This window comes from Thiorhodococcus minor, assembly GCF_010820565.1.
Taxonomy (GTDB): Bacteria; Pseudomonadota; Gammaproteobacteria; order Chromatiales; family Chromatiaceae; genus Thiorhodococcus; species Thiorhodococcus minor.
The window spans coordinates 1-18,721 of record NZ_JAAIJQ010000095.1 but is presented as its reverse complement, the minus strand read 5'-3'; the positions used below and the strand labels follow the sequence as shown (position 1 = coordinate 18,721).

The window sequence follows — 18,721 nt, the reverse complement described above, 5'->3', positions numbered from 1 at the left end:
TATCTCTTAGACAGTCCAAGTGACATCAGAGCACCCACACAAAAGCATCTGAACAACTTGTTAAAGATCTGAAATTCTTCGGCAACTCTCTGAACTGCCAAGACCGACCATTCTACAGCAAACCCAGTCGGCGTCAACCCCTTTTTTCATCAGCCGCCAGCCAGAACACCAAAATCCCCGCGTCCCAAAACAGCCGGCTAACCCCGCTCCCTGAGGAGCCGCGCATTCTACAGCGCCTCAGAACAGCGTCAAGCCTTTCTTCACATCAATCGACCCGCACCCTGGCGAAGCGGCGCTTGCCTACCTGGTAGACGTGCTCCGTACCCGCGGCGCAGCAGACCTTGCTGTCCTCCACGCGCTCGCCATCGATCTTCACCGCGCCCTGCCGGATCATCCGGATGGCTTCGGACGTGCTCCCTACCAGTCCAGCCTCTTTAAGAAGGTTTGCGATCGGCAGAGCGCCAGCATCTCCGCTCGGGAGACAGGTCTCCGGAATGTCCTCCGGCATCGCCCCACGCTGAAACCGCGCTATAAAGGCTTCGCGGGCTTGGCGCGCCTGCTCCGGACCATGAAAACGCGTCACCACCTCCATACCAAGCTCGAACTTGATGTCGCGCGGGTTCGCCCCGTCCTGCACGGACTGCCGCCACGCCTCGATCTCAGACATCTCGCGGAAGCTCAAGAGCTCGAAGTAGCGCCACATCAAATCATCGGAGACGGACATGATCTTACCGAACATGTCGCCTGGGGCATCCGCAATTCCAATGTAGTTCCCGAGCGACTTCGACATCTTCTGAACGCCGTCCAGTCCCTCGAGTATCGGCAGCGTAATCACGACCTGCGGCTCCTGCCCATAGGCCTCCTGCAGCTGGCGCCCCACCAGGAGATTGAACTTTTGGTCCGTTCCGCCGAGCTCGACATCCGCCTTCAGGGCGACGGAGTCATAGCCTTGGATGAGGGGGTAGAGAAACTCGTGGATGGCGATGGGCTGGCCGGACTTGTAGCGCTTGGAGAAGTCATCGCGCTCGAGCATCCGCGCAACCGTGTGCTGGGCCGCCAGCTGGATCAGACCCGAGGCACCAAGTGCGTCGAGCCATTGGGAGTTGAAGACCACCTGCGTCTTTTCCGGGTCCAGGATGCGGAAGACCTGGTCGCGGTAGGTCTGGGCATTCTCTTCGATCTCTTCCCGGGACAGCGGCTTTCGGGTTGCGCTCTTGCCGGTGGGATCGCCAATCATCCCGGTGAAGTCCCCAATCAGAAAAAGGACCTCATGCCCCAGGTCTTGGAACTGACGCAGCTTGTTGATGAGCACCGTATGCCCGAGATGCAAATCGGGAGCGGTCGGATCGAATCCCGCCTTGATCTTGAGCGGACGGCCTTGTGCAAGCTTCTTGCGCAAGGCGTCCTCGATCAGGATTTCTTCAGTGCCGCGACGAATGATGGCGAGAGATCGCTCGAGTGAGTCCATCTTGATGTAGCTTTGCTGGATGCTGCGTGAGGCGCCTGACAGGCGCAAAGCGCGGAAGCCTACGACGCAGCAAAGGCGGAGACAAGGGCAGGACGGCCCGAAGCCGCTGATCGCGTGCCGTCTTGCCTTGTTCGCGAGACGCCGATCCGACTACACTAGGCTCAACGACAGAGCATTGATTTCCTTAATATTGCGGCGATTCTATGATTCGCGATTACAAATTCAAGCGTACAGAGTGGACGCTACGCAAGAAGCGACGGCTCGGATCTGGCGTGATCGCCAAGGTACTTGGCCTCGTCTTGTTGGGCGGGGCGGGGTATGGTGGTTACCTCTGGCTGACCTCTGGAGACAATGGCCGAGATACCGCAATGCCGGCGGAAGCGGATGCCCAGGGCGATTCGGGCGTCATCGAGCTTAAGCTGCCGCCGAATCCGAGCGCGGCAGCGACGATCAACGCTGACAAGCCCTGACGCGGGCGGAGTGAGACTCCGCGCTGGAGGAAGAGGGGGCTTGAGCTAGGCTGAGAAGGAGGAGCCGCAGCCGCAAGTCGTGCTCGCATTCGGGTTGCGAATCACGAATTGGGCTCCCTGCAACCCTTCGGTATAGTCGATCTCGGCCCCCATCAGATACTGCATGCTCATCGGATCGACCAAGAGCTTCACGCCATCGGTCACGATCTCCGCGTCCCCTTCCTGAATCTCTTCTTCGAAGGTGAAGCCGTACTGGAATCCGGAGCAGCCCCCGCCCTGAATGTAGACGCGCAGCATCAGGCCTGGATTTCCCTCCTCGCTGATCAGCTCGGCGACTTTGGATGCCGCGGCCGACGTAAAGACCAAATCTGCTTCTTGGATCGCTTCTGCTTCGGCACTCATCGTGGCTTCACCCTCTTTAAAGATTCGCTCTCGCCTAAGGTGCGTCTCGCGAGCAGGTCTTCAAGCGTTCCGGGCTCCCCCAGCGTCGGCTCAATCATTCCCTCGACAGCTCCCAGGGAAAGACGACCGAGGTGGGCAGCAGGAGCTTCGACTCGGGCTCGATACTGACGACAACGGACTCCGGATCGTAGTCCTCAGGAACCTCGATCACTCCCTGAAGATTCTGAAAGTGCTCGAAATCCATGTGGAGCTGCCGCGGATCTGCGGATGGCAGATCGGCCAGCTCCAGCGACTCCGACGCGCCCTCACGCACACCGACGATACTCAGACCCACACGTCCGACCGAGCGTCCGAAGCCTGGAACCAGCTGCGCAATGGTGAAACTGTAGAGAAACTCATGAGTGCCGATGCCACGCGCGAGCCGCATGTCGTAGACCTGAATCGCGCCCTTCCCCCCCTTCTGCACGAGCCGCTTGAGGTAAGTCAGCTCGCGCTCTAGCTCCAAGCGCGCATCCTGCGCTTGCTTGAGCTCCTTTTGGAGGACCTTGCGCGCCTCGGCATCGATCTGAGACGCCCGCTCCAAAATGACGCGCTGCCGCTCGGATTCGGCCAGGAGCGCCCTCAAGGAATCACGCTCTTTCAAGAGGTGAGCGCGCAAGGCGTCTGGCGCCGCGGCCCCGCCCCCAGCAGCGGGCGCCCCACCACCGCCGAGCTCGAAACCGATCAGAAAGATCGCCGCAAATGCCAGCGCGAATGCGCCTGCCGCTAGAAAGCGGAACGACAGACGCCGAAATGAGTCAGGCATATCGCGGCCTTCAAGGCAGTAACGCCACGGCCTCCAAGCCCGCGGACTCCGGAAGACCAGACATAAGATTCATGTTCTGGACGGCCTGTCCAGCAGCCCCCTTGACCAGATTGTCGATGACGGATTGGACGATGACGACCTCGCCCGAAGCCTGCTGAGCAACCGCGATTCGGCACAGGTTCGCACCTCGCACCGATCGGGTGTCTGGATGGCCGCCAGGCATTACATCGACGAAGGCCTCTCCAGCATAGCGGTCGCGATACAACTCCTGGACATCGACGGAGGTATCCACGAGCCTGGCATAGAGCGTCGCCTCGATGCCGCGGATCATGGGAGCCAGATGTGGTACGAAGGTGAGCCCGACGTCAACGCCAGCAAACTGCTTGAGGTTCTGCATGATCTCCGGGGCGTGGCGATGCCCGGTCGCCGAATAGGCCTTGAAGCTCTCGCCGACCTCGGCCATCAGCAAGCCAGTCGTCGCCTTGCGGCCCGCGCCACTCACGCCAGATTTCGCGTCAGCGATCAGCCAAGCGGGATCGACTGCCCCCGCCTCGACCAGGGGGAGGAAGCCCAGCGTCACCGCAGTCGGATAGCAGCCCGGATTCGCGATCAGGCGCGCATCGCGAATGGCCTCGCGATTCAGCTCGGGCAGACCGTAAACCGCCTCTTCCAACAGCCCGGGGCACTGATGCGGCATGCCATACCAGCGCTCCCAGAGGGCGGGATCCTTCAGACGAAAGTCGGCAGCCAAGTCGATGACGCGCACCCCAGCCGCCAGCAGCTCGGGCGTCGAGCCCATGGCGGTTCCGTTCGGCGTTGCGAAGAATACGAGATCGCAGGCGCCGAGCACGGCCTCGCTCGGCTCCGAAAAGCACAAATCCAAGCTACCGCGCAGATGGGGAAACAGCTCGGCGACGGGCTTCCCCGCCTCGCTGCGTGAGGTGATGGCTCGAAGCTCCACCCCCGGGTGGCGTGCCAGGATCCGAAGCAGCTCTGCCCCGGTATAGCCCGTACCACCAACGATTCCGACTCTAATCATGAGGAGCTAAGACTCCAAGTTTCGACCCGCGCCAGCAAGGATACTTGGCCAAGGGCACTCGAAATAGACCCTGTCGAGATTGCGACCCGATCAACCGCCAGGGTGCCGCTGAAATACGGTGCCCGGACCAGGGCGCCAAGTGAGCCTGAGCCCTGGACACCTTGGAAGCAGTGGATCGAGCCGAGCAGGCAATACCGCTCAGCAGCAGTCCCGAGCACCCACAAGCACACAAGCTGCCTGGGCAACCTGCATGCCCTACCTGGGGTGAGGAGCGCCGCTCGCGGGGGGAGGTGCCGGCAGACTTAGGAGCAGCCGCCGCCCGAGCCAGATGTCGAGGAGCCGCAGCTGCTGCAGCCACCGCCCATTTGCGGGAGGTTGTTGAAGACGAAGGTCGCGTTGCCTTCGCCATCGTCGACGAAGTCGATCTCGACGCCCTGAATGTACTCAAGCGTGGCATCATCGACCACGACCTTGAAGGTCTCGTACGCGAGAACGGCGTCATCCTCGTTGATCGCGTCGGTGAAGGTCATACCAAAGCTGATGCCACTGCAGCCGCCCGCAGTCGCGAAGACCCGGACACCCTGAATGGTATCGTCGACCTGCTTGAAGAGGTCGCTCATTTTCGATTGGGCGGGCTGAGTCAGCGTCAAATCCGTCTCGGTGAGCGCTGCGGACATGGATCAAATCCTCGTAGATACCTGCAAATCAATGCGCCAGGCTATCAGAACACCCCTGGTCGATGCCAGCGTAGAATAGGAGGTTAAAGGTCCAGGCGAGCTTGCGCCCGCAGCGTCACGAGGTGGCGCTCCGCATCGATCAGATGCTGACCCCAGTGCTGCTCGTAGCCGCTGACCCAGGCGGCAAGGGCATATTCGGGGGCGAGCTCGAACAGCCGCAAGCCTTGCTTGAGCTCGCAGTAGATGTCAGTCAGGTCGTCGGCCAGGCTGCCCGTCATGTCGCCCATGCCCTCGGTTGCAGTATCGAATTCGAGCCAATAGCTGTCCCGCTCGCCCAGCAGTCTGCGCAGAGCCGAGAAGAGCTCGAAGCGGGCATCGAGATCGACAGGATCTGAGTGATCGACGCTAGCATGGTCTGCCTCGACCGAGGCGATTGCAGCATGCAATCGAGGCAGGAGATCGGCGACCTCCCGAAGCCAGGGATCAGCCTCGTCGGCGGCTTTGCCGATCAGGCTGCAGTACCGCCGCGCAAGGCTGGCGATCTCGCTGCTCGCACCAAGCTCGGCGGCTCGGCCGGGGTTAGTCATCGCGTCCATGTCACGGAGTTTAGCCGAGATTTCGCGCCTTGGTCGAAACCACAAAGCGCAATCCGTCACAAGACCGCGGTCTTACACCAAGACCATATCGAAATCTTCCTTTCCGACGCCGCACTCCGGGCACTTCCAATCGGCGGGCACATCTTCCCATCGCGTGCCGGGCGCGATACCGTCCTCGGGCCAGCCCTTGGCTTCGTCGTAAATCAATCCGCAAACAAGACATTGGTAGGTCTTCACAAGTACTGCTCCTAGAGACTGTTACAGCAGCCACGACGTCGCGCACGCGGGCGACGCCGAGCACGACGAGGATTTGCTCCGACTGGAGAAATCTGGCTCCGACAAGGCGGTTTCAACTCGACGCCAACCCTGAAACGGCGGCCCTACAGGCTCGCACGGTCGCCGGGACGGGTTCGCGACGATGACCGAGGCCAAGGCCGATCGCACAGACAGCGCTCAGAAAAAGCATGGAAAACACAGATCGACAAGAGCGGCCCATCGTCCTCTGCATCGGCGGTCATGATCCAAGCGGTGGCGCGGGGATTCTCGCGGACGCCGAGTCCGTGCTTGCAGCATCCGCCTTTCCGGTCACCGTGGTGACCGCACTTACCGACCAGGACACCTGCGGGCTGCGCGACCTGCGGCCACAGCCACCAGAGCAGCTCGACACGCAATGCCGGCGGATGATTGCCGACAGCGCACCACGCGCCATCAAGCTGGGCCTCCTGGCCAGCTCAGGGATCGTGCGTGCGCTTAGCCGCATCATCGACGAGAGCCCAGGGCTTCCCGTCGTCCTCGATCCCGTCCTGGCGACCGGAGCCGGACAGCACCTCGTCGACGCCGCGCTGCTCAATCAGCTGCGCAAGCACCTGCTCCACCGATGCACGCTGCTGACTCCGAACCTCCCCGAGGCGCGCACTCTGACCGACGGCCAAAGCCCTGACGACTGTGCCGCACGCCTCTTGAGCTCGGGAGCTCGATGGGTGCTCATCACGGGCACGCACGACGATACCGAGCAAGTCACCAACCGCCTATACGGCGCGAATGGCGACCACCGCGCCTGGACTTGGCCGCGGCTGCCCGGCGAGTACCATGGCTCCGGGTGTACCCTCGCCAGCGCGATCGCCGCCCGCCTCGCCTGGGGGATGGCGATGGAAGACGCCGTCGCCTCCGCGCAGTCGTATACCTGGGAAAGCCTCAATCAGGCCTTTCGCACCGGGCGTTGTCAGCTCACGCCGAATCGGCTCCACCATCTCACGCCCCACAGCCCATCGCGATGACCCACCGACTCCACGGCCTCTACGCCATCACGCCCGAAACCTCGACGCAGCCGAGCCCGCTATCGGACCAAATCACCGCAGCCATTCAAGGCGGCGCCCGCTTGGTCCAGTATCGGAACAAGGGCTCTGATCGCGAGCGAAAATCCGCCGAGGCCAAATCACTGCTGGCCGTCTGCAGGTCAGCCCAGGTCCCGCTCGTCATCAATGACGACCTCGACCTCGCCGCCGCCATCGGTGCCGACGGCGTACACCTCGGCCGCGACGACCCGGATCCGCGCGCGGCGCGCGAGCGCCTCGGCCCCCAAGCCATCATCGGCGTGTCCTGCTACGACCAGCTTGCGCTCGCCATGGAAGCCGAAGCGGCCGGAGCCAGCTATGCCGCCTTCGGCAGCTTCTTCCCGTCGACCGTCAAGCCGAACGCCGTCCGGCCGGCGCCCGAGCTCCTGAGCGAGGCACGCAAGCGCCTGAGACTCCCCCTGGTTGCGATCGGCGGAATCACATCACAAAATGGCGCGTTATTGATCGCGGCGGGCGCCGATATGCTCGCGGTCGTCACCGGCATCTTCGCACAGCCCGACATCGCCGCCGCCGCTCGCGCCTACACCACCCTGTTTCCGAAGGAGACCCCCAGATGAGCCGATCCCACGACCTCTTTGAAGCCGCACAGCGCCACATCCCCGGCGGCGTCAACTCGCCGGTACGCGCCTTTCGCGGCGTGGGCGGCGACCCCGTGTTCTTCGAGCGCGCCGAAGGCCCCTATGCCTATGACGCCGACGGCAAGCGCTATGTCGACTATGTCGGCTCCTGGGGCCCGATGATCCTCGGTCATGCCCACCCCGAGGTGCTGGCCGCTGTGCGCGAGCGCCTGGACAAGGGCCTCTCCTTCGGCGCCCCGACCGAGCTCGAGACGACCATGGCCGACAAGGTCTGCGAGCTGGTCCCCAGCATGGACATGGTGCGCATGGTCAGCTCGGGCACCGAAGCGACCATGAGCGCACTGCGCCTGGCCCGCGGCTACACCGGGCGCGACAAGATCGTCAAGTTCGAGGGCTGCTACCACGGCCACGCCGACTCTCTGCTGGTCAAAGCGGGCTCCGGCGCGCTCACCCTGGGCGAGCCCAACTCGCCCGGAGTCCCGGCGGCGCTGGCCGAGCTCACCCTCACCCTGCGCTACAACGACATCGACCAGGTTCGCGAGGTCTTCGCCGAGATCGGCTCCGAGATCGCCTGCATCATCGTCGAGCCGGTCGCCGGCAACATGAACTGCATCCCGCCCGTCCCCGGCTTCCTCGAAGGGCTGCGCGAGGTCTGCGACCAGTACGGCGCCGTGCTCATCTTCGACGAGGTCATGACCGGCTTCCGTGTCTCCGTCGGCGGCGCGCAGAAGCACTTCGGCATTACCCCGGACATGACGGCGCTCGGCAAGGTCATCGGCGGCGGCATGCCGGTCGGCGCCTTCGGCGGCAAGCAGGAGATCATGTCGCACGTCTCGCCGCTCGGCCCCGTCTATCAGGCAGGCACCCTCTCCGGTAACCCCATCGCCATGGCCGCCGGACTCAAGACGCTGGAGCTGATCTCCGCGCCCGGCTTCTACGAGCAGCTCACCGCGACGGCCAAGGCACTGCTCGACGGGCTGCAGACGCGCGCCAACGCCGCCGGCATCCCCTTCACCACCAATCAGGCGGGCGGCATGTTCGGCCTCTTCTTCTCCGGACAGCCGGTGACGAACTTCGAGCAGGCCACCCAGTGCAATCAGGACCAGTTCAAGGCCTTCTTCCACGGCATGCTCGACGAGGGCGTCTATCTGGCACCCTCAGCCTTCGAGGCCGGCTTCGTGTCCATCATGCACAAGGACGAGCATATCCAGGCCACCCTGGATGCCGCCGAAAAGGTCTTCGCCAAGATCGCCGGCTGACCGGAGAGCGCCAGATCGGCTCGGTGGCATGTGGTACAGCCCTCCAGGCCACGACGGTTGAAACAAGCGAGATCGACCCCGCGACGACTGGACGCTCCATCGTCACGAGGTCGACTCCGTTCGCTGCTGCCTGCCTGGCCCCGCGCCACGGGACAGCGGATGACAAGTGAATCCTTCGGACCCAACCGAAGGTCAGTGAGATCACCATGTGGAGGAGACAGCCATGGGCTATCAATCCGTTTATGACCGCTCGATGAGCGATCCGGCCGCCTTCTGGGCGGACGCCGCCGAGCTGATCGACTGGGACAAGCCATGGGACCAGGTGCTGGACGACAGCAACCCGCCCTTCTACCGCTGGTTCAGCGGCGCCACGCTCAACACCTGCCATAACGCCGTCGACCGTCATGTCGCGGCCGGGCGCGGCGACCAGGCGGCCATCATCTACGACAGCCCGGTCACAGACACCAAGCAGACCATCACCTACGCCGAGCTGCAGGACCAGGTCGCGCGCTTCGGCGGGGCGCTCAAGGCCCAAGGCGTCGAGAAAGGCGACCGGGTCATTATCTATATGCCGATGGTGCCCGAGGCGGCCATCGCCATGCTCGGCTGTGCCCGCATCGGCGCCATCCACTCGGTCGTCTTCGGCGGCTTCTCCTCGCGCGAGCTGGCCACCCGCATCGACGACGCCAAGCCCAAGGTCATCGTCGCCGGCTCCTGCGGTATCGAGCCCAACCGGGTCGTGCATTACAAGCCCTTGCTGGATGACGCCATCGAGCAAGCGCAAAGCAAGCCGGCGCACTGCATCGTGCTGCAGCGCCCGCAAGAGCCGGGCACCCTGATCGAGGGGCGCGACGTCGGCTGGGCCGAGGCCATGGCGGCCGCCGAGCCGGCCGAGTGCGTCTCCGTCGAGGCGACCGACCCGCTCTACATCCTCTACACCTCAGGCACCACGGGGCAGCCCAAGGGCGTGGTGCGCGACAATGGCGGTCACGCCGTCGCCATGGCCTGGAGCATGGGCAATGTCTATGACGTCAAGCCGGGCGAGGTCTTCTGGGCCGCCTCCGACGTCGGCTGGGTGGTGGGACACTCCTACATCGTCTACGCCCCGCTGCTAATGGGCTGCACCACCATCGTCTACGAGGGCAAGCCGGTCGGAACGCCCGACGCCGGCGCCTTCTGGCGCGTCATCCAAGAGCACCAGGTCTCCGTGCTCTTCACCGCGCCCACCGCCTTCCGCGCCATCAAGCGCGACGACCCCAATGCCGAGCACCTCAAGCACTACGACCTCGGCGGATTCCGCGCCCTCTTCCTGGCCGGCGAGCGCTGCGACCCAGACACCCTGGCCTGGGCGGAGCAGAAGCTCGGCGTACCCGTCATCGACCACTGGTGGCAAACGGAGACCGGCTGGGCCATCGCGGCCAACTGCCTGGGCATCGAGCAGCTCCCCGTCAAGCCAGGCTCGCCCACGCGCTCCGTGCCTGGCTATGACGTGCAAGTGCTCGACGACGAGGGCGAGCCGGTCAAGCCGGGAGACATCGGCCGCATCATGATCAAGCTGCCGCTGCCGCCTGGCTGCCTGCCGACCCTCTGGGGCAACGACGCCAGGTTCGTCCAGTCCTATCTCGCGACCCAGCCGGGCTACTACCTCACGGGCGACGCCGGCTACATGGACGACGACGGCTATCTCTTCGTCATGAGCCGCATCGACGACATCATCAACGTCGCCGGCCACAGGCTTTCCACCGGCGGCATGGAGGCCGTCTTGGCCTCGCATCCGGACGTCGCCGAGTGCGCCGTCATCGGTGCCGCCGACCAGCTCAAGGGCGAGCTGCCGCTCGGCCTGGTCGTGCTCAAGTCGGGTGTGGACCGCGACAAGGCGGAGCTCGCCAAGGAGCTGGTCGGGCTGGTGCGCGAGCAGATCGGCCCCGTCGCCGCCTTCAAGACGGTCGTCGTCGTGGACCGGCTGCCGAAGACCCGCTCCGGCAAGATCCTGCGCGGCACCATGAAGGCCATCGCGGACGGCAAGGAGTACCGCCTGCCGGCCACCATCGACGATCCCGCCATCCTCGAAGAGATCACCGCCGCGCTCTCGGCCATCGGATACGCCAAGCACGGCTGATCTTCGAGGTCGCCAGGAGGCGAGACCGGCAGGGATGCCGCTCTCGCCATGGATGCTTCGTGCCGCAGGGCAGCCAGCTCGGCCGTCGAGCGGAGCCGAGCCCGCCTCAGAAGCGCAGGATCCCCGCCTCCAGCAGCCCGACGAGAATCAGATAGATCCCGACCACATAGTTGAGAATGGCCGGCTTGATCAGGACGATGGCGCCAGCCACGATGGAGAGGACAGGCATCGGCCGAATCGCCTGACCGTAGAAGAATTGAAGGACGCCGAGGGCGCCGATCAAGAGCAGATAGGCGGCGATCGCATAGTTGAGGATGCGCGGTACCAGCAAGACGACGACACCCGCGATGATCGCGACCACGGCCTCCATCGGCAACTCTTGCATCATGCCTAGAATATCCATCAAAGCCTCCTTGTCTGGCGGCGCAAGCGCGTGCATGGACGAAGCAGCGGGTCCGGCGCCCGATGCATGGCGCCCCCGCCCTTTCCCGGGCAGCGCAAGATCAGAGCATGTTTCGGCGCGGAATCCAAGCCGGGCGCGCCCATTCGACAGCAGGCTCGAATCGGCGCCTTCGCGGTGCGAATCGCCGAGCTCGGGGTCAGCCGCTCTCGATACCTAAGCTCGGAGCCAGGGTCGCCGCCAAGCTCGCGAAATCCCGAGCGCCACGGCACTTCGGCGCATAGCGGCGCACGGGCTTGCCTACCCCAAAGGCCTCCGCCACGCGGATGTCGCTGCGGATAGCCGCCAGGACCCTGGGAGCACCGAACTGGCGAGAAACCTCGCTGGTCACGGCACAATGCTCTCGGATGTGCTCGGCAGCCATCGTCGGCAGCAAGCCCAGAATCCTCAGCTGCGGATTGCTGGCGGACATGACCCTGAACAGCACCCGCATCAGTTGGCGCATGCCCTCCAAGGACAGCTGATGGGGCACATAGGGCACCAGCACCCAATGCGACGCCGTGAGCGCGTTGAGCAGCAGGTGATCCAAGGAAGGCGGGGTATCCAGAAGGATGAGGTCATAGGCTGTGGCAATCTCATCACGCGCCAGAGCCTGGGCGAGACGCTGCTCGTCACGCGGACCGCTGCCGTGCTCGAACAGCTGATCGGCCGGAACGAGGGCGAGATTCTTGCATCCGGTCTGATAGATCGCCGTCACCAGGCTTGCCCCTGGGTCGAGGAAGATCCGATGCGCCGTGGGCGCACCTTTTTCGATCTTGACCCCGAGCCCCATGGCGCAGTGGCCCTGAGAGTCAAGATCGACGAGCAAGACCCGCGCCCCAAGGGCGGCCAGCTCGGCAGCGAGATTGACCGCGACGGTCGTCTTCCCAGTGCCACCCTTGCGGTTGCAGATGGCGATGACCCGGGGCACGGCTAGAAGAGCTCGATCTGCGGCCGCGCGTCGCTCGCCGCCTCAGCCCCGGTTACTGCCGCATGGGCATCGCGTTGACTGGACATCACATAGCCTTCGAGATGTCCCTCGAGCCGATCCTTCAGACTCGGCTGGATGCTGCCGTCCCACTGATCATCGCCGAGATGCCCCATCAATGCTTGGAGATGCTCGTCGAGCTCGCGCAGGGCGATTCCGATCTGGTCGAGGCGCTGGCGGACGACATCCTGAAACTGGATGTGGCCCAGCGCCTCGGACAGGCGCGTGACCATCTCCTCATTGCCAGCCTCAACGCCCTGAATCACCTCCAAGAGCACGCTGCTGCCTTCCGCGAAGCGTTCTTCCATGGCGCCAATATCGGCAATGATCCGTTGGATGTGGCTGTTGTGCTCTCTGTTGTCTCGCGCCTGGCGCGCGACCGAGAGCTCGGCATCCATGCTGCGAGTCGCGGCGCTGATCTTATCGGCAATGTCAGCGGCGGCATTGGCGGTTTGGGTCGAGAGCGCCCGCACCTCGCCAGCGACCACAGCGAAGCCTCGTCCCGCCTCACCCGCGCGGGCGGCCTCGATCGCGGCATTGAGTGCCAATAGGTTGATCTGCTTGGCGATGTCGGAAATCACGCCAACCAGGGGGGAAAGGTTATCGACCTGGCCCGCGAGCCCTTCGATCCGCTGCAGATTGCCTTCCAGCTCCGCAAGCTGCTCCTCTAGATAGCCAGTCAGGACCGTAATCACCTCCTTATTGCTGGCCGCCTGGAGTCGCATGACGTCCGCGAGATCCATGCCGTTCTGCAGCGAGCGTCCGATCCGCTCCATCTGCTGCCTAGACAGTCCGTGGACCTGATCGATCTGCTCGATAACCGCCACAACGCCCTGCTCGGTCTGCTGGATCGCGCCCTCCATCTGCTTTTGCATGATATCCAGGTATGGAGAGACATGATCGACCTCCTCCTCGACCACCGCCTGCCGGGCCGATAGATTCGCGAGTCGGGAGCGGCCATCACGCAGCATGAGATTGAGATGCTCAAGGTCTCTGCGCAGGAAGACCCAGGCCAGCAGCGCGGCCAGCCCCAGAACAGAGAAGGTGGACAACAGGGTCGTCAGGGCGATTTCCACATCGTAGCCGAGACTCAGCGGGACGAGAAAGGTTCGGTGCAGCCAGGGCGAAATGGACCAGGCGATGGCGACGTTGATCGCGAGTGCCACTGCCGCGGCAGCCATGAGCCGATAGCCCATCCCGGCTGGAGGAAAACCCGCGGCCTCTGGTGTGAGCTTGGCCACTGACTAGGCGCCAGGCAGCACTTGCTTGATGACCTTCACAAGGTCGGGACCAGCGACGGGCTTGACCAGCCAGCCAGTCGCGCCGAGCCGCTTGCCCTCGTCGCGCTTTTCCGCCTGGCTCTCGGTCGTCAACGTCAGGATCGGCGTGAAACGGAAGCCTGCCAGCGTGCGCACGTTCTTGATCAGCTCCAGCCCACCCATATTCGGCATATTGATATCGGTGATGATGAGATCGGGCTTGGTACCGCTCTTGAGCTTGCTGAGGGCTTGCAGGCCATCACTGGCGGTCTCGACCTTGAGTCCGCTCATCTCCAGCGTCGACTTCAGGCTCAACACCATGGTGGCGGAATCGTCCACGATCATGACGGTTTTGGACATCGCTTTCTTCCTCGATCCGGGTCTTTATACTGCTACCAAGGCGGATTCCAGCCAGGCGCGTAGCGGCGCATCCGCGGGCCAGGCCTGGATACTCGGCTTGGCCGCCATCAGGACTTGCAGGTTGGCGCAATGGAGATGCGTGCAGGCGGATAGATCCGCCTTCGCGCCCGTCTTGCCCTGCAGCCACTCAAGCAGCACCTCGGCGTCTTCCACGCTTGCCACATCATGAAACACGACCAGATTCTTTTTGAACTCGATCCCCATCACAGAATCTCCTTGAGATTGAGCACGACGAGCACCGAGCCATCGCCCATGAGTGCCGAGCCGGCGTAGGCCGGCAGCCCCGCAAGGACGCCGGCCATGGGCTTGAGGATGATGTCGAGCGTCTCGCTGAAGTCGTCCACCAAGAGCCCGAGGGATTCGTCACCTAGCCGGACGACGAGCACCGCCAATTCATCGTCGTCATTCGACTTGGGCTGCGCCGCGAGTCCTAGCAGCTCGTTGAGGGATTTCAACGGCACGATACGCCCCCGCAGCACGGCCGCTTGGCTGTGCTTGATGACGCGAATGGCGGCGCGCGGCACCCGCACGGTCTCGACGACGCGATCCATGGGCACGCCGAAGCGCTGGCCGTCGGAGACGACGATCATGACATTGGTGACGGCCATGGATAGTGGGAGCGACAGGCGAACTTGGGAGCCTTGCCCTTTCCGGCTGGTCAGGGCGACGCTGCCATTGACCTTCTCGACAGCGGTGCGGACGACATCCATCCCAACGCCCCGGCCGGAGAGGTCAGAAATCACCTCCGTGGTGGAGAACCCGGCGGCAAAGACCAGATTCACGGCCTCCTGATCGCTGATCTGCTCCAACACCGTCTCGTCGATGAGGCCCTTGGCATAGGCCTTCCGCTTGATGACATCCGGATCGATGCCCTTGCCGTCGTCGGCAATCTCGATCACCACGCGGTCCGACTCCTGCGTGGCCCGCAGCCTCAGGGTGCCGGTCGCCGCCTTACCAGCGGCGCGGCGCTGGCCTGGGGACTCGATCCCGTGATCCAGGCTATTTCGCACGATGTGCACCAAGGGATCGCCCAAGGCCTCGATGATGGTCTTGTCGGCCTCGGTGTCTCCGCCTTCCAGGATCAGCTCCACCTCCTTGCCGAGCTTGCGCGAGATGTCCCGCACCAGACGCGGAAAACGCTGGAAGACGAAGGAGACGGGCATCATCCGGACCTGCATGATGGCGCCTTGCATCTCCTCGACGATACGGTTGATGACCCCGTAGTGGCCCTTGATGTCTCGAGAAAGCTCACGGACCCCGAAAACGGCCTCGGCGCGGCCGGCCAAGTAGGGCAGCGCGTTCTTCGCGACCACCATCTCGCCGATCAAGTCCATCAGACGATCGATCTTGACCTGGTCGACCTTGAGGCTCTTGGGCGCCGCGATGGCGTCCTCGGCACGACGGCCGAACTTGATCTCGTCCTCGCCCACCGGCCGTTGGGCGCCCGCGCGCGGCGGCGGCGACTCAGGCTCCGCAGCCAGGCCGACAGGCCCGCGCTCGATCGACGCATCGGCCGGAAAGCATGCCTCTATCCAGGCCAAGAGCGGGGCGCCGCTGCGTGCCTCGAGCGCTGAGGCCGTGGCCACTTCCAAGCTCTGAAGTGAAGCCATTGCGTCGACTGCCCGCAGACAGCCGGCGAGCGCCTCGGCGGCGGCCTTGATACGTCCGGGGAGCCAAGCGGGCGCGTCCGACAAGGCGAGGACTTCACGTTGCGCGGCGACGACGGCGGTCAGCGTATCCGCTTCGAGAGGGGACAGGGCATCGCGCTCGCCGCCCGGCGCCTCCCTGCCGTGCTCGGCTCGGGGCGCATCATCCTGTCGGTCCGAGGTCGGCTCGGACGCCGCGCTCGGCGCTGCCGCCAACTCGGATGCCTCCCAGCGCGGCGGGGCGAGGCTCTCCAGACAATCCACGAGCGCGTCGAGAACGGCGCCCTCTTCCTGCCCGATCTCGAGCACCAGCTGCAGCCAGCGCAAGGCCGAGGCGATCCAGAGGTCCGGGCCGGACAGCTCCAGCATGGAGCTGACGTTGCGGACGAGGCCCGCGAGATCGCCGGCCCGCAATAGGGCACGGGCATCCGCAACGAAATCCTCATAGACGGGGCCGCCGTTCGGATCGCCCCCAGGGATCACCAGCGCCAATCTGGGGATTGCGGTGAGCCGCACCTGGTCGATGACATAGCGATACTGCTCTTCCAAATCGGCACGGGACGCAGCGGTCAGTCCCTGGAAGCTCAGCATGCAGCAATAGGCATCCAGCTCGGCCAGTGGTGGCCAGGGCTCACGTGCCTGGATACCGCACCACAGCAGCTCCGGGGTCTGGCGCGCCAGGAAGAAGGGATCCTCGCCTTGATAGAAGCTCTGCTCGTCCGGTCGATAATCCAGCCAGAACAAGCACTCCCCCCCACAGGAGCGGCGGTAGGCCTGCATGCGCACAGCTTCAGGAATGCCGTCCAGCGGGAGATCCGCGCTGTCCAAGGTCGACGTCGGCCGAGCCGGCGCGAGCTCGGGCTCCGGCTCGGGCGCCGCCACCCTGTTGTCATCGGCGGGAATCGGCTTCCGCAGGGCCTCGACCAGGCGCGCCGAGCTGCCGCCGTGGGCCGCACTGAGGCGGCCATCGGCCTCCAGCTCGTCGCAGAGCATCCCCACGAAATCCATGGCCTCGAGCAGGGCGTCGGCCAGGGAGCGCGAGTAGACCGCTCGACGATTGCGCACGGCGTCCATCAGGTCTTCGCCGGCGTGGAGCACCCGCGTCATCTCCGGAACGTCGAACAAGCCGCTGTTGCCCTTGAGGGTATGCACCAGACGGAACAGCTCGTTCATCAGGTCGGCGTCGTCAGGGGCATTCTCCAGCTGCATCAGCGTCTCGCCGATGCCTTGCAAGAAGTCCCTCGCCTCCGACAGAAACTGCTCCAGCAGCGGATTCATGGACGTCGCTCCCCGAGCAGCAGCCGAACCTGGGCCAGAAGGTGCTCTGGCTTGACCGGTTTGCGCAAATAGAGATTCGCGCCGGCGGCATAGGCACGCCGCTCGTCACTGGGCTGCGCCTCGGTGGAGATCATGATGGCCGGCGCCTGAGGAAGGTCTTGACCACGCAGCTCGCGCAGAAATCCGTATCCATCGAGCTTCGGCATGTTGATGTCGACCAGATAGAGGTCGAACCCCGCCTGAAGGGACCGTTCCAGCGCCTCGATGCCGTTCATCGCCTCCTCCACCTCGAAGCCCGCCGCCTCGAGAATCTCGCGGTGATAGAGCCGAACAGTCGCGGCGTCATCGACGATCAGGATACGTTTCATGCGGTTTCCACTGGCCTCTGATAGACGATTGCTTCGGGGAACTTGCGCACCTTGTAGAGTGAGGAGCTGCGGCTCATGGATTCCGAGTGCCCCAAACAGACGAAGCCACCAGGCCGGAGCGCGTCGTAGAAGGTCTCCGTCGCCGTCTTGCGTGAGACATCGTCGAAATAGATCAGGAGATTGCGACAAAAAATCACATCGAAGTCGCGGTAGCCACGCGTGTCGGCGCGCTCGGTCAGGTTGACCCGCGTGAATGTGACCGACTGGCGCAAATCGCGGCAGATCTGATAGCCGTCAGACTGGCGCGTGAAATAGTGCTGCAGATAGCGGTCGGGCAGATGCTGGATGGAGCGCGCCGAATAAAGCCCCTGGCGCGCCTGCGCGAGAATGCGGGTGTCGATGTCGGAGGCGATGATCTCGACGTCCCACGCATGGATTCCGGGCCAGCGCTCGAGCAGATAGATGGCGATGGAGTAGGGCTCTTCGCCCGAGGAGGATGGAATCACCCAGATTCGAATGGGGTGCCGATCGGTCTTGCGCGCCACGATTTCCGACAGCAGCGAGTCGACCAGGCACTTGAACTGATACTCCTCGCGGAAAAAATAGGTTTCATTGACCGTCATTAGATTGGTCAATGTCTGCAGCTCTTCGCCGCTCGCCTGGAAACGCAGCATGGAAAAATAGTCACGGAAGGAGTCGCTGCTCGTGGCCTCGACGCGCTCGACCAGGCGCTTGTCGACGAAATAGCGTTTTGATGCATCGAAATGGATGCCGGTCTTGCGATAAAAGAACTCCCGAAACTTCTGAAAATCCTCGGCACCGATCGTGATCTTGGCCTTGTCTGGATCAGTCTTCATTCAATCGCCCAAGTGCCAGATCGGCGGCGAAGCGAATGTAAGGCTCATCGGAGAAGCGCGCCTTGACGCGCACCAGACTATCGCGGGCCCTCGAGGTACCAACCTCCCCGAGCAGGTCGAGCGCCACCCCGCAGACATTGACATGTGGATCGCCTTCGATGACCTCGATCAGCCAGGACTCCACCTCAGGGTGACAGAGGGATTCCAGAATATTCACGGCGAAGATGCGTAGGTCCGGATCCGGATCGGCGAGCAGCCCGCGCATCAGGGGCGCGACCGCATCTGGCAGTTTCTGCATGGCCTCGATCGCCTCGTTGCGCAGTGCCGCATCCTCGCTCCTCAGACAATCGACGAGGCCGGAGACCGCGACCGGCCCGCCAAGGCTGGTCAGGGTCGTGAGGATGACCTCGCGGACCGACACCTCCGGCTCCTGCTTGAGACGCTCCACCAGCGCCGCGGCGGCCTCGGGGCAATCGACCAGGTCACGCGCCGCCCAACGGCGGGCGGTGGGGTCGGATGCCGTCAAGCTCGCGATCAGACCCGTGCAGTCGCGCGGCATGCGGCGCGCCTCCTTGGCGAGCGGCGCGTCGCTTTGTGTCTTGATGAGGGCCATTTGGTCAGTGGTCAGTGGTCAGTGGTCAGTGGTCAGTGGTATGTGGTCGATGGTAGGTGGGGAGTGGAAAGTGGGCCGGAGGCAG

The 18,721-nt window shown here is 63.9% G+C and carries 21 protein-coding genes; 5 read left to right on the top strand and 16 right to left on the bottom strand.

The window, feature by feature from the left end; translation table 11 throughout:
* Positions 1–265: 265 nt before the first annotated feature.
* Complete coding sequence (gene tyrS, locus G3446_RS22105; RefSeq protein WP_164455373.1) at positions 266–1,468, bottom strand: tyrosine--tRNA ligase; 1,203 nt, start codon at positions 1,466–1,468, stop codon at positions 266–268.
* Between the two features lie 203 nt (positions 1,469–1,671).
* On the opposite strand from tyrS, the gene G3446_RS22100 reads away from it, so the two are divergent.
* The gene (locus G3446_RS22100) at positions 1,672–1,938 is read left to right on the top strand and encodes a hypothetical protein (RefSeq protein ID WP_164455371.1); all 267 of its coding nucleotides are present in this window, start codon (positions 1,672–1,674) and stop codon (positions 1,936–1,938) included.
* Between the two features lie 45 nt (positions 1,939–1,983).
* Here G3446_RS22100 and erpA read toward each other — a convergent pair whose 3' ends face one another.
* The 6 genes from erpA to G3446_RS22070 all read right to left on the bottom strand — a co-directional run bounded on the left by erpA (position 1,984) and on the right by G3446_RS22070 (position 5,694).
* Positions 1,984–2,340 carry an iron-sulfur cluster insertion protein ErpA gene (erpA, locus tag G3446_RS22095; RefSeq protein ID WP_164455368.1) on the bottom strand — a complete coding sequence of 119 codons (357 nt, stop codon included), beginning with the start codon at positions 2,338–2,340 and terminating at the stop codon, positions 1,984–1,986.
* Positions 2,341–2,434: 94 nt separating this feature from the next.
* Positions 2,435–3,145 carry a DUF6776 family protein gene (locus G3446_RS22090; RefSeq protein WP_164455366.1) on the bottom strand — a complete coding sequence of 237 codons (711 nt, stop codon included), beginning with the start codon at positions 3,143–3,145 and terminating at the stop codon, positions 2,435–2,437.
* Positions 3,146–3,155: 10 nt separating this feature from the next.
* On the bottom strand, positions 3,156–4,184 hold the full coding sequence (gene argC, locus G3446_RS22085) for an N-acetyl-gamma-glutamyl-phosphate reductase (RefSeq protein WP_164455362.1): 1,029 nt from the start codon (positions 4,182–4,184) through the stop codon (positions 3,156–3,158).
* A 302-nt stretch (positions 4,185–4,486) separates the two neighbouring features.
* The gene (locus G3446_RS22080; protein WP_164455359.1) at positions 4,487–4,861 is read right to left on the bottom strand and encodes a HesB/IscA family protein; all 375 of its coding nucleotides are present in this window, start codon (positions 4,859–4,861) and stop codon (positions 4,487–4,489) included.
* Between the two features lie 83 nt (positions 4,862–4,944).
* Positions 4,945–5,448, bottom strand: coding sequence for a DUF5063 domain-containing protein (locus G3446_RS22075; protein WP_342450185.1), 504 nt, complete (start codon positions 5,446–5,448; stop codon positions 4,945–4,947).
* Positions 5,449–5,529: 81 nt separating this feature from the next.
* Positions 5,530–5,694: a rubredoxin gene (locus tag G3446_RS22070; RefSeq protein WP_164455355.1), complete on the bottom strand. Its 165-nt coding sequence runs from the start codon at positions 5,692–5,694 to the stop codon at positions 5,530–5,532.
* 227 nt (positions 5,695–5,921) lie between these two features.
* Here G3446_RS22070 and thiD point away from each other — a divergent pair, with 227 nt between their 5' ends.
* The 4 genes from thiD (at position 5,922) to G3446_RS22050 (ending at position 10,768) form a co-directional block, all read left to right on the top strand.
* Positions 5,922–6,734, top strand: a complete 813-nt coding sequence (gene thiD, locus G3446_RS22065; protein ID WP_164455353.1) for a bifunctional hydroxymethylpyrimidine kinase/phosphomethylpyrimidine kinase — start codon at positions 5,922–5,924, stop codon at positions 6,732–6,734.
* Positions 6,731–7,369: a thiamine phosphate synthase gene (gene thiE / locus G3446_RS22060; RefSeq protein ID WP_164455351.1), complete on the top strand. Its 639-nt coding sequence runs from the start codon at positions 6,731–6,733 to the stop codon at positions 7,367–7,369. The genes thiD and thiE overlap by 4 nt, the downstream gene beginning before the upstream one ends.
* Positions 7,366–8,649, top strand: coding sequence for a glutamate-1-semialdehyde 2,1-aminomutase (gene hemL, locus G3446_RS22055; RefSeq protein ID WP_164455348.1), 1,284 nt, complete (start codon positions 7,366–7,368; stop codon positions 8,647–8,649). The genes thiE and hemL overlap by 4 nt, the downstream gene beginning before the upstream one ends.
* Positions 8,650–8,872: 223 nt before the next feature.
* Entirely contained in the window at positions 8,873–10,768 is a 1,896-nt protein-coding gene (locus G3446_RS22050) for a propionyl-CoA synthetase (protein ID WP_164455347.1), read from the top strand.
* Between the two features lie 106 nt (positions 10,769–10,874).
* On the opposite strand, the gene G3446_RS29275 is transcribed toward G3446_RS22050, so the two are convergent.
* The 9 genes from G3446_RS29275 to G3446_RS22005 form a co-directional block, all read right to left on the bottom strand.
* The gene (locus tag G3446_RS29275; protein ID WP_425338422.1) at positions 10,875–11,156 is read right to left on the bottom strand and encodes a DUF3096 domain-containing protein; all 282 of its coding nucleotides are present in this window, start codon (positions 11,154–11,156) and stop codon (positions 10,875–10,877) included.
* A gap of 211 nt (positions 11,157–11,367) precedes the next feature.
* Positions 11,368–12,138 carry an AAA family ATPase gene (locus G3446_RS22040; RefSeq protein ID WP_164455343.1) on the bottom strand — a complete coding sequence of 257 codons (771 nt, stop codon included), beginning with the start codon at positions 12,136–12,138 and terminating at the stop codon, positions 11,368–11,370.
* A 2-nt stretch (positions 12,139–12,140) separates the two neighbouring features.
* Positions 12,141–13,436 carry a methyl-accepting chemotaxis protein gene (locus G3446_RS29020; protein ID WP_164455341.1) on the bottom strand — a complete coding sequence of 432 codons (1,296 nt, stop codon included), beginning with the start codon at positions 13,434–13,436 and terminating at the stop codon, positions 12,141–12,143.
* Between the two features lie 3 nt (positions 13,437–13,439).
* Positions 13,440–13,814, bottom strand: a complete 375-nt coding sequence (locus G3446_RS22030; RefSeq protein WP_164455339.1) for a response regulator — start codon at positions 13,812–13,814, stop codon at positions 13,440–13,442.
* Positions 13,815–13,838: 24 nt separating this feature from the next.
* The gene (locus G3446_RS22025) at positions 13,839–14,078 is read right to left on the bottom strand and encodes a hypothetical protein (RefSeq protein WP_164455337.1); all 240 of its coding nucleotides are present in this window, start codon (positions 14,076–14,078) and stop codon (positions 13,839–13,841) included.
* On the bottom strand, positions 14,078–16,798 hold the full coding sequence (locus G3446_RS22020; protein ID WP_164455335.1) for a chemotaxis protein CheA: 2,721 nt from the start codon (positions 16,796–16,798) through the stop codon (positions 14,078–14,080). The genes G3446_RS22025 and G3446_RS22020 overlap by 1 nt, the downstream gene beginning before the upstream one ends.
* Positions 16,795–17,166: a response regulator gene (locus G3446_RS22015; protein ID WP_164455333.1), complete on the bottom strand. Its 372-nt coding sequence runs from the start codon at positions 17,164–17,166 to the stop codon at positions 16,795–16,797. The genes G3446_RS22020 and G3446_RS22015 overlap by 4 nt, the downstream gene beginning before the upstream one ends.
* Complete coding sequence (locus tag G3446_RS22010) at positions 17,163–18,023, bottom strand: CheR family methyltransferase (protein WP_164455331.1); 861 nt, start codon at positions 18,021–18,023, stop codon at positions 17,163–17,165. The genes G3446_RS22015 and G3446_RS22010 overlap by 4 nt, the downstream gene beginning before the upstream one ends.
* Complete coding sequence (locus G3446_RS22005) at positions 18,013–18,636, bottom strand: HEAT repeat domain-containing protein (protein WP_164455329.1); 624 nt, start codon at positions 18,634–18,636, stop codon at positions 18,013–18,015. The genes G3446_RS22010 and G3446_RS22005 overlap by 11 nt, the downstream gene beginning before the upstream one ends.
* Between the last annotated feature and the right edge of the window lie 85 nt (positions 18,637–18,721).

Coding starts and splice junctions, on each gene's coding strand:
- G3446_RS29275 (WP_425338422.1), bottom strand. CDS start 11,156: ATGATGCAAGAGTTGCCGATGGAGGCCGTGGTCGCGATCATCGCGGGT.
- G3446_RS22005 (WP_164455329.1), bottom strand. CDS start 18,636: ATGGCCCTCATCAAGACACAAAGCGACGCGCCGCTCGCCAAGGAGGCG.
- tyrS (WP_164455373.1), bottom strand. CDS start 1,468: ATGGACTCACTCGAGCGATCTCTCGCCATCATTCGTCGCGGCACTGAA.
- G3446_RS22080 (WP_164455359.1), bottom strand. CDS start 4,861: ATGTCCGCAGCGCTCACCGAGACGGATTTGACGCTGACTCAGCCCGCC.
- hemL (WP_164455348.1), top strand. CDS start 7,366: ATGAGCCGATCCCACGACCTCTTTGAAGCCGCACAGCGCCACATCCCC.
- erpA (WP_164455368.1), bottom strand. CDS start 2,340: ATGAGTGCCGAAGCAGAAGCGATCCAAGAAGCAGATTTGGTCTTTACG.
- thiD (WP_164455353.1), top strand. CDS start 5,922: ATGGAAAACACAGATCGACAAGAGCGGCCCATCGTCCTCTGCATCGGC.
- G3446_RS22010 (WP_164455331.1), bottom strand. CDS start 18,023: ATGAAGACTGATCCAGACAAGGCCAAGATCACGATCGGTGCCGAGGAT.
- G3446_RS22075 (WP_342450185.1), bottom strand. CDS start 5,448: ATGACTAACCCCGGCCGAGCCGCCGAGCTTGGTGCGAGCAGCGAGATC.
- G3446_RS22100 (WP_164455371.1), top strand. CDS start 1,672: ATGATTCGCGATTACAAATTCAAGCGTACAGAGTGGACGCTACGCAAG.
- G3446_RS22050 (WP_164455347.1), top strand. CDS start 8,873: ATGGGCTATCAATCCGTTTATGACCGCTCGATGAGCGATCCGGCCGCC.
- G3446_RS22015 (WP_164455333.1), bottom strand. CDS start 17,166: ATGAAACGTATCCTGATCGTCGATGACGCCGCGACTGTTCGGCTCTAT.
- thiE (WP_164455351.1), top strand. CDS start 6,731: ATGACCCACCGACTCCACGGCCTCTACGCCATCACGCCCGAAACCTCG.
- G3446_RS22025 (WP_164455337.1), bottom strand. CDS start 14,078: ATGGGGATCGAGTTCAAAAAGAATCTGGTCGTGTTTCATGATGTGGCA.
- G3446_RS22090 (WP_164455366.1), bottom strand. CDS start 3,145: ATGCCTGACTCATTTCGGCGTCTGTCGTTCCGCTTTCTAGCGGCAGGC.
- G3446_RS22020 (WP_164455335.1), bottom strand. CDS start 16,798: ATGAATCCGCTGCTGGAGCAGTTTCTGTCGGAGGCGAGGGACTTCTTG.
- G3446_RS22030 (WP_164455339.1), bottom strand. CDS start 13,814: ATGTCCAAAACCGTCATGATCGTGGACGATTCCGCCACCATGGTGTTG.
- argC (WP_164455362.1), bottom strand. CDS start 4,184: ATGATTAGAGTCGGAATCGTTGGTGGTACGGGCTATACCGGGGCAGAG.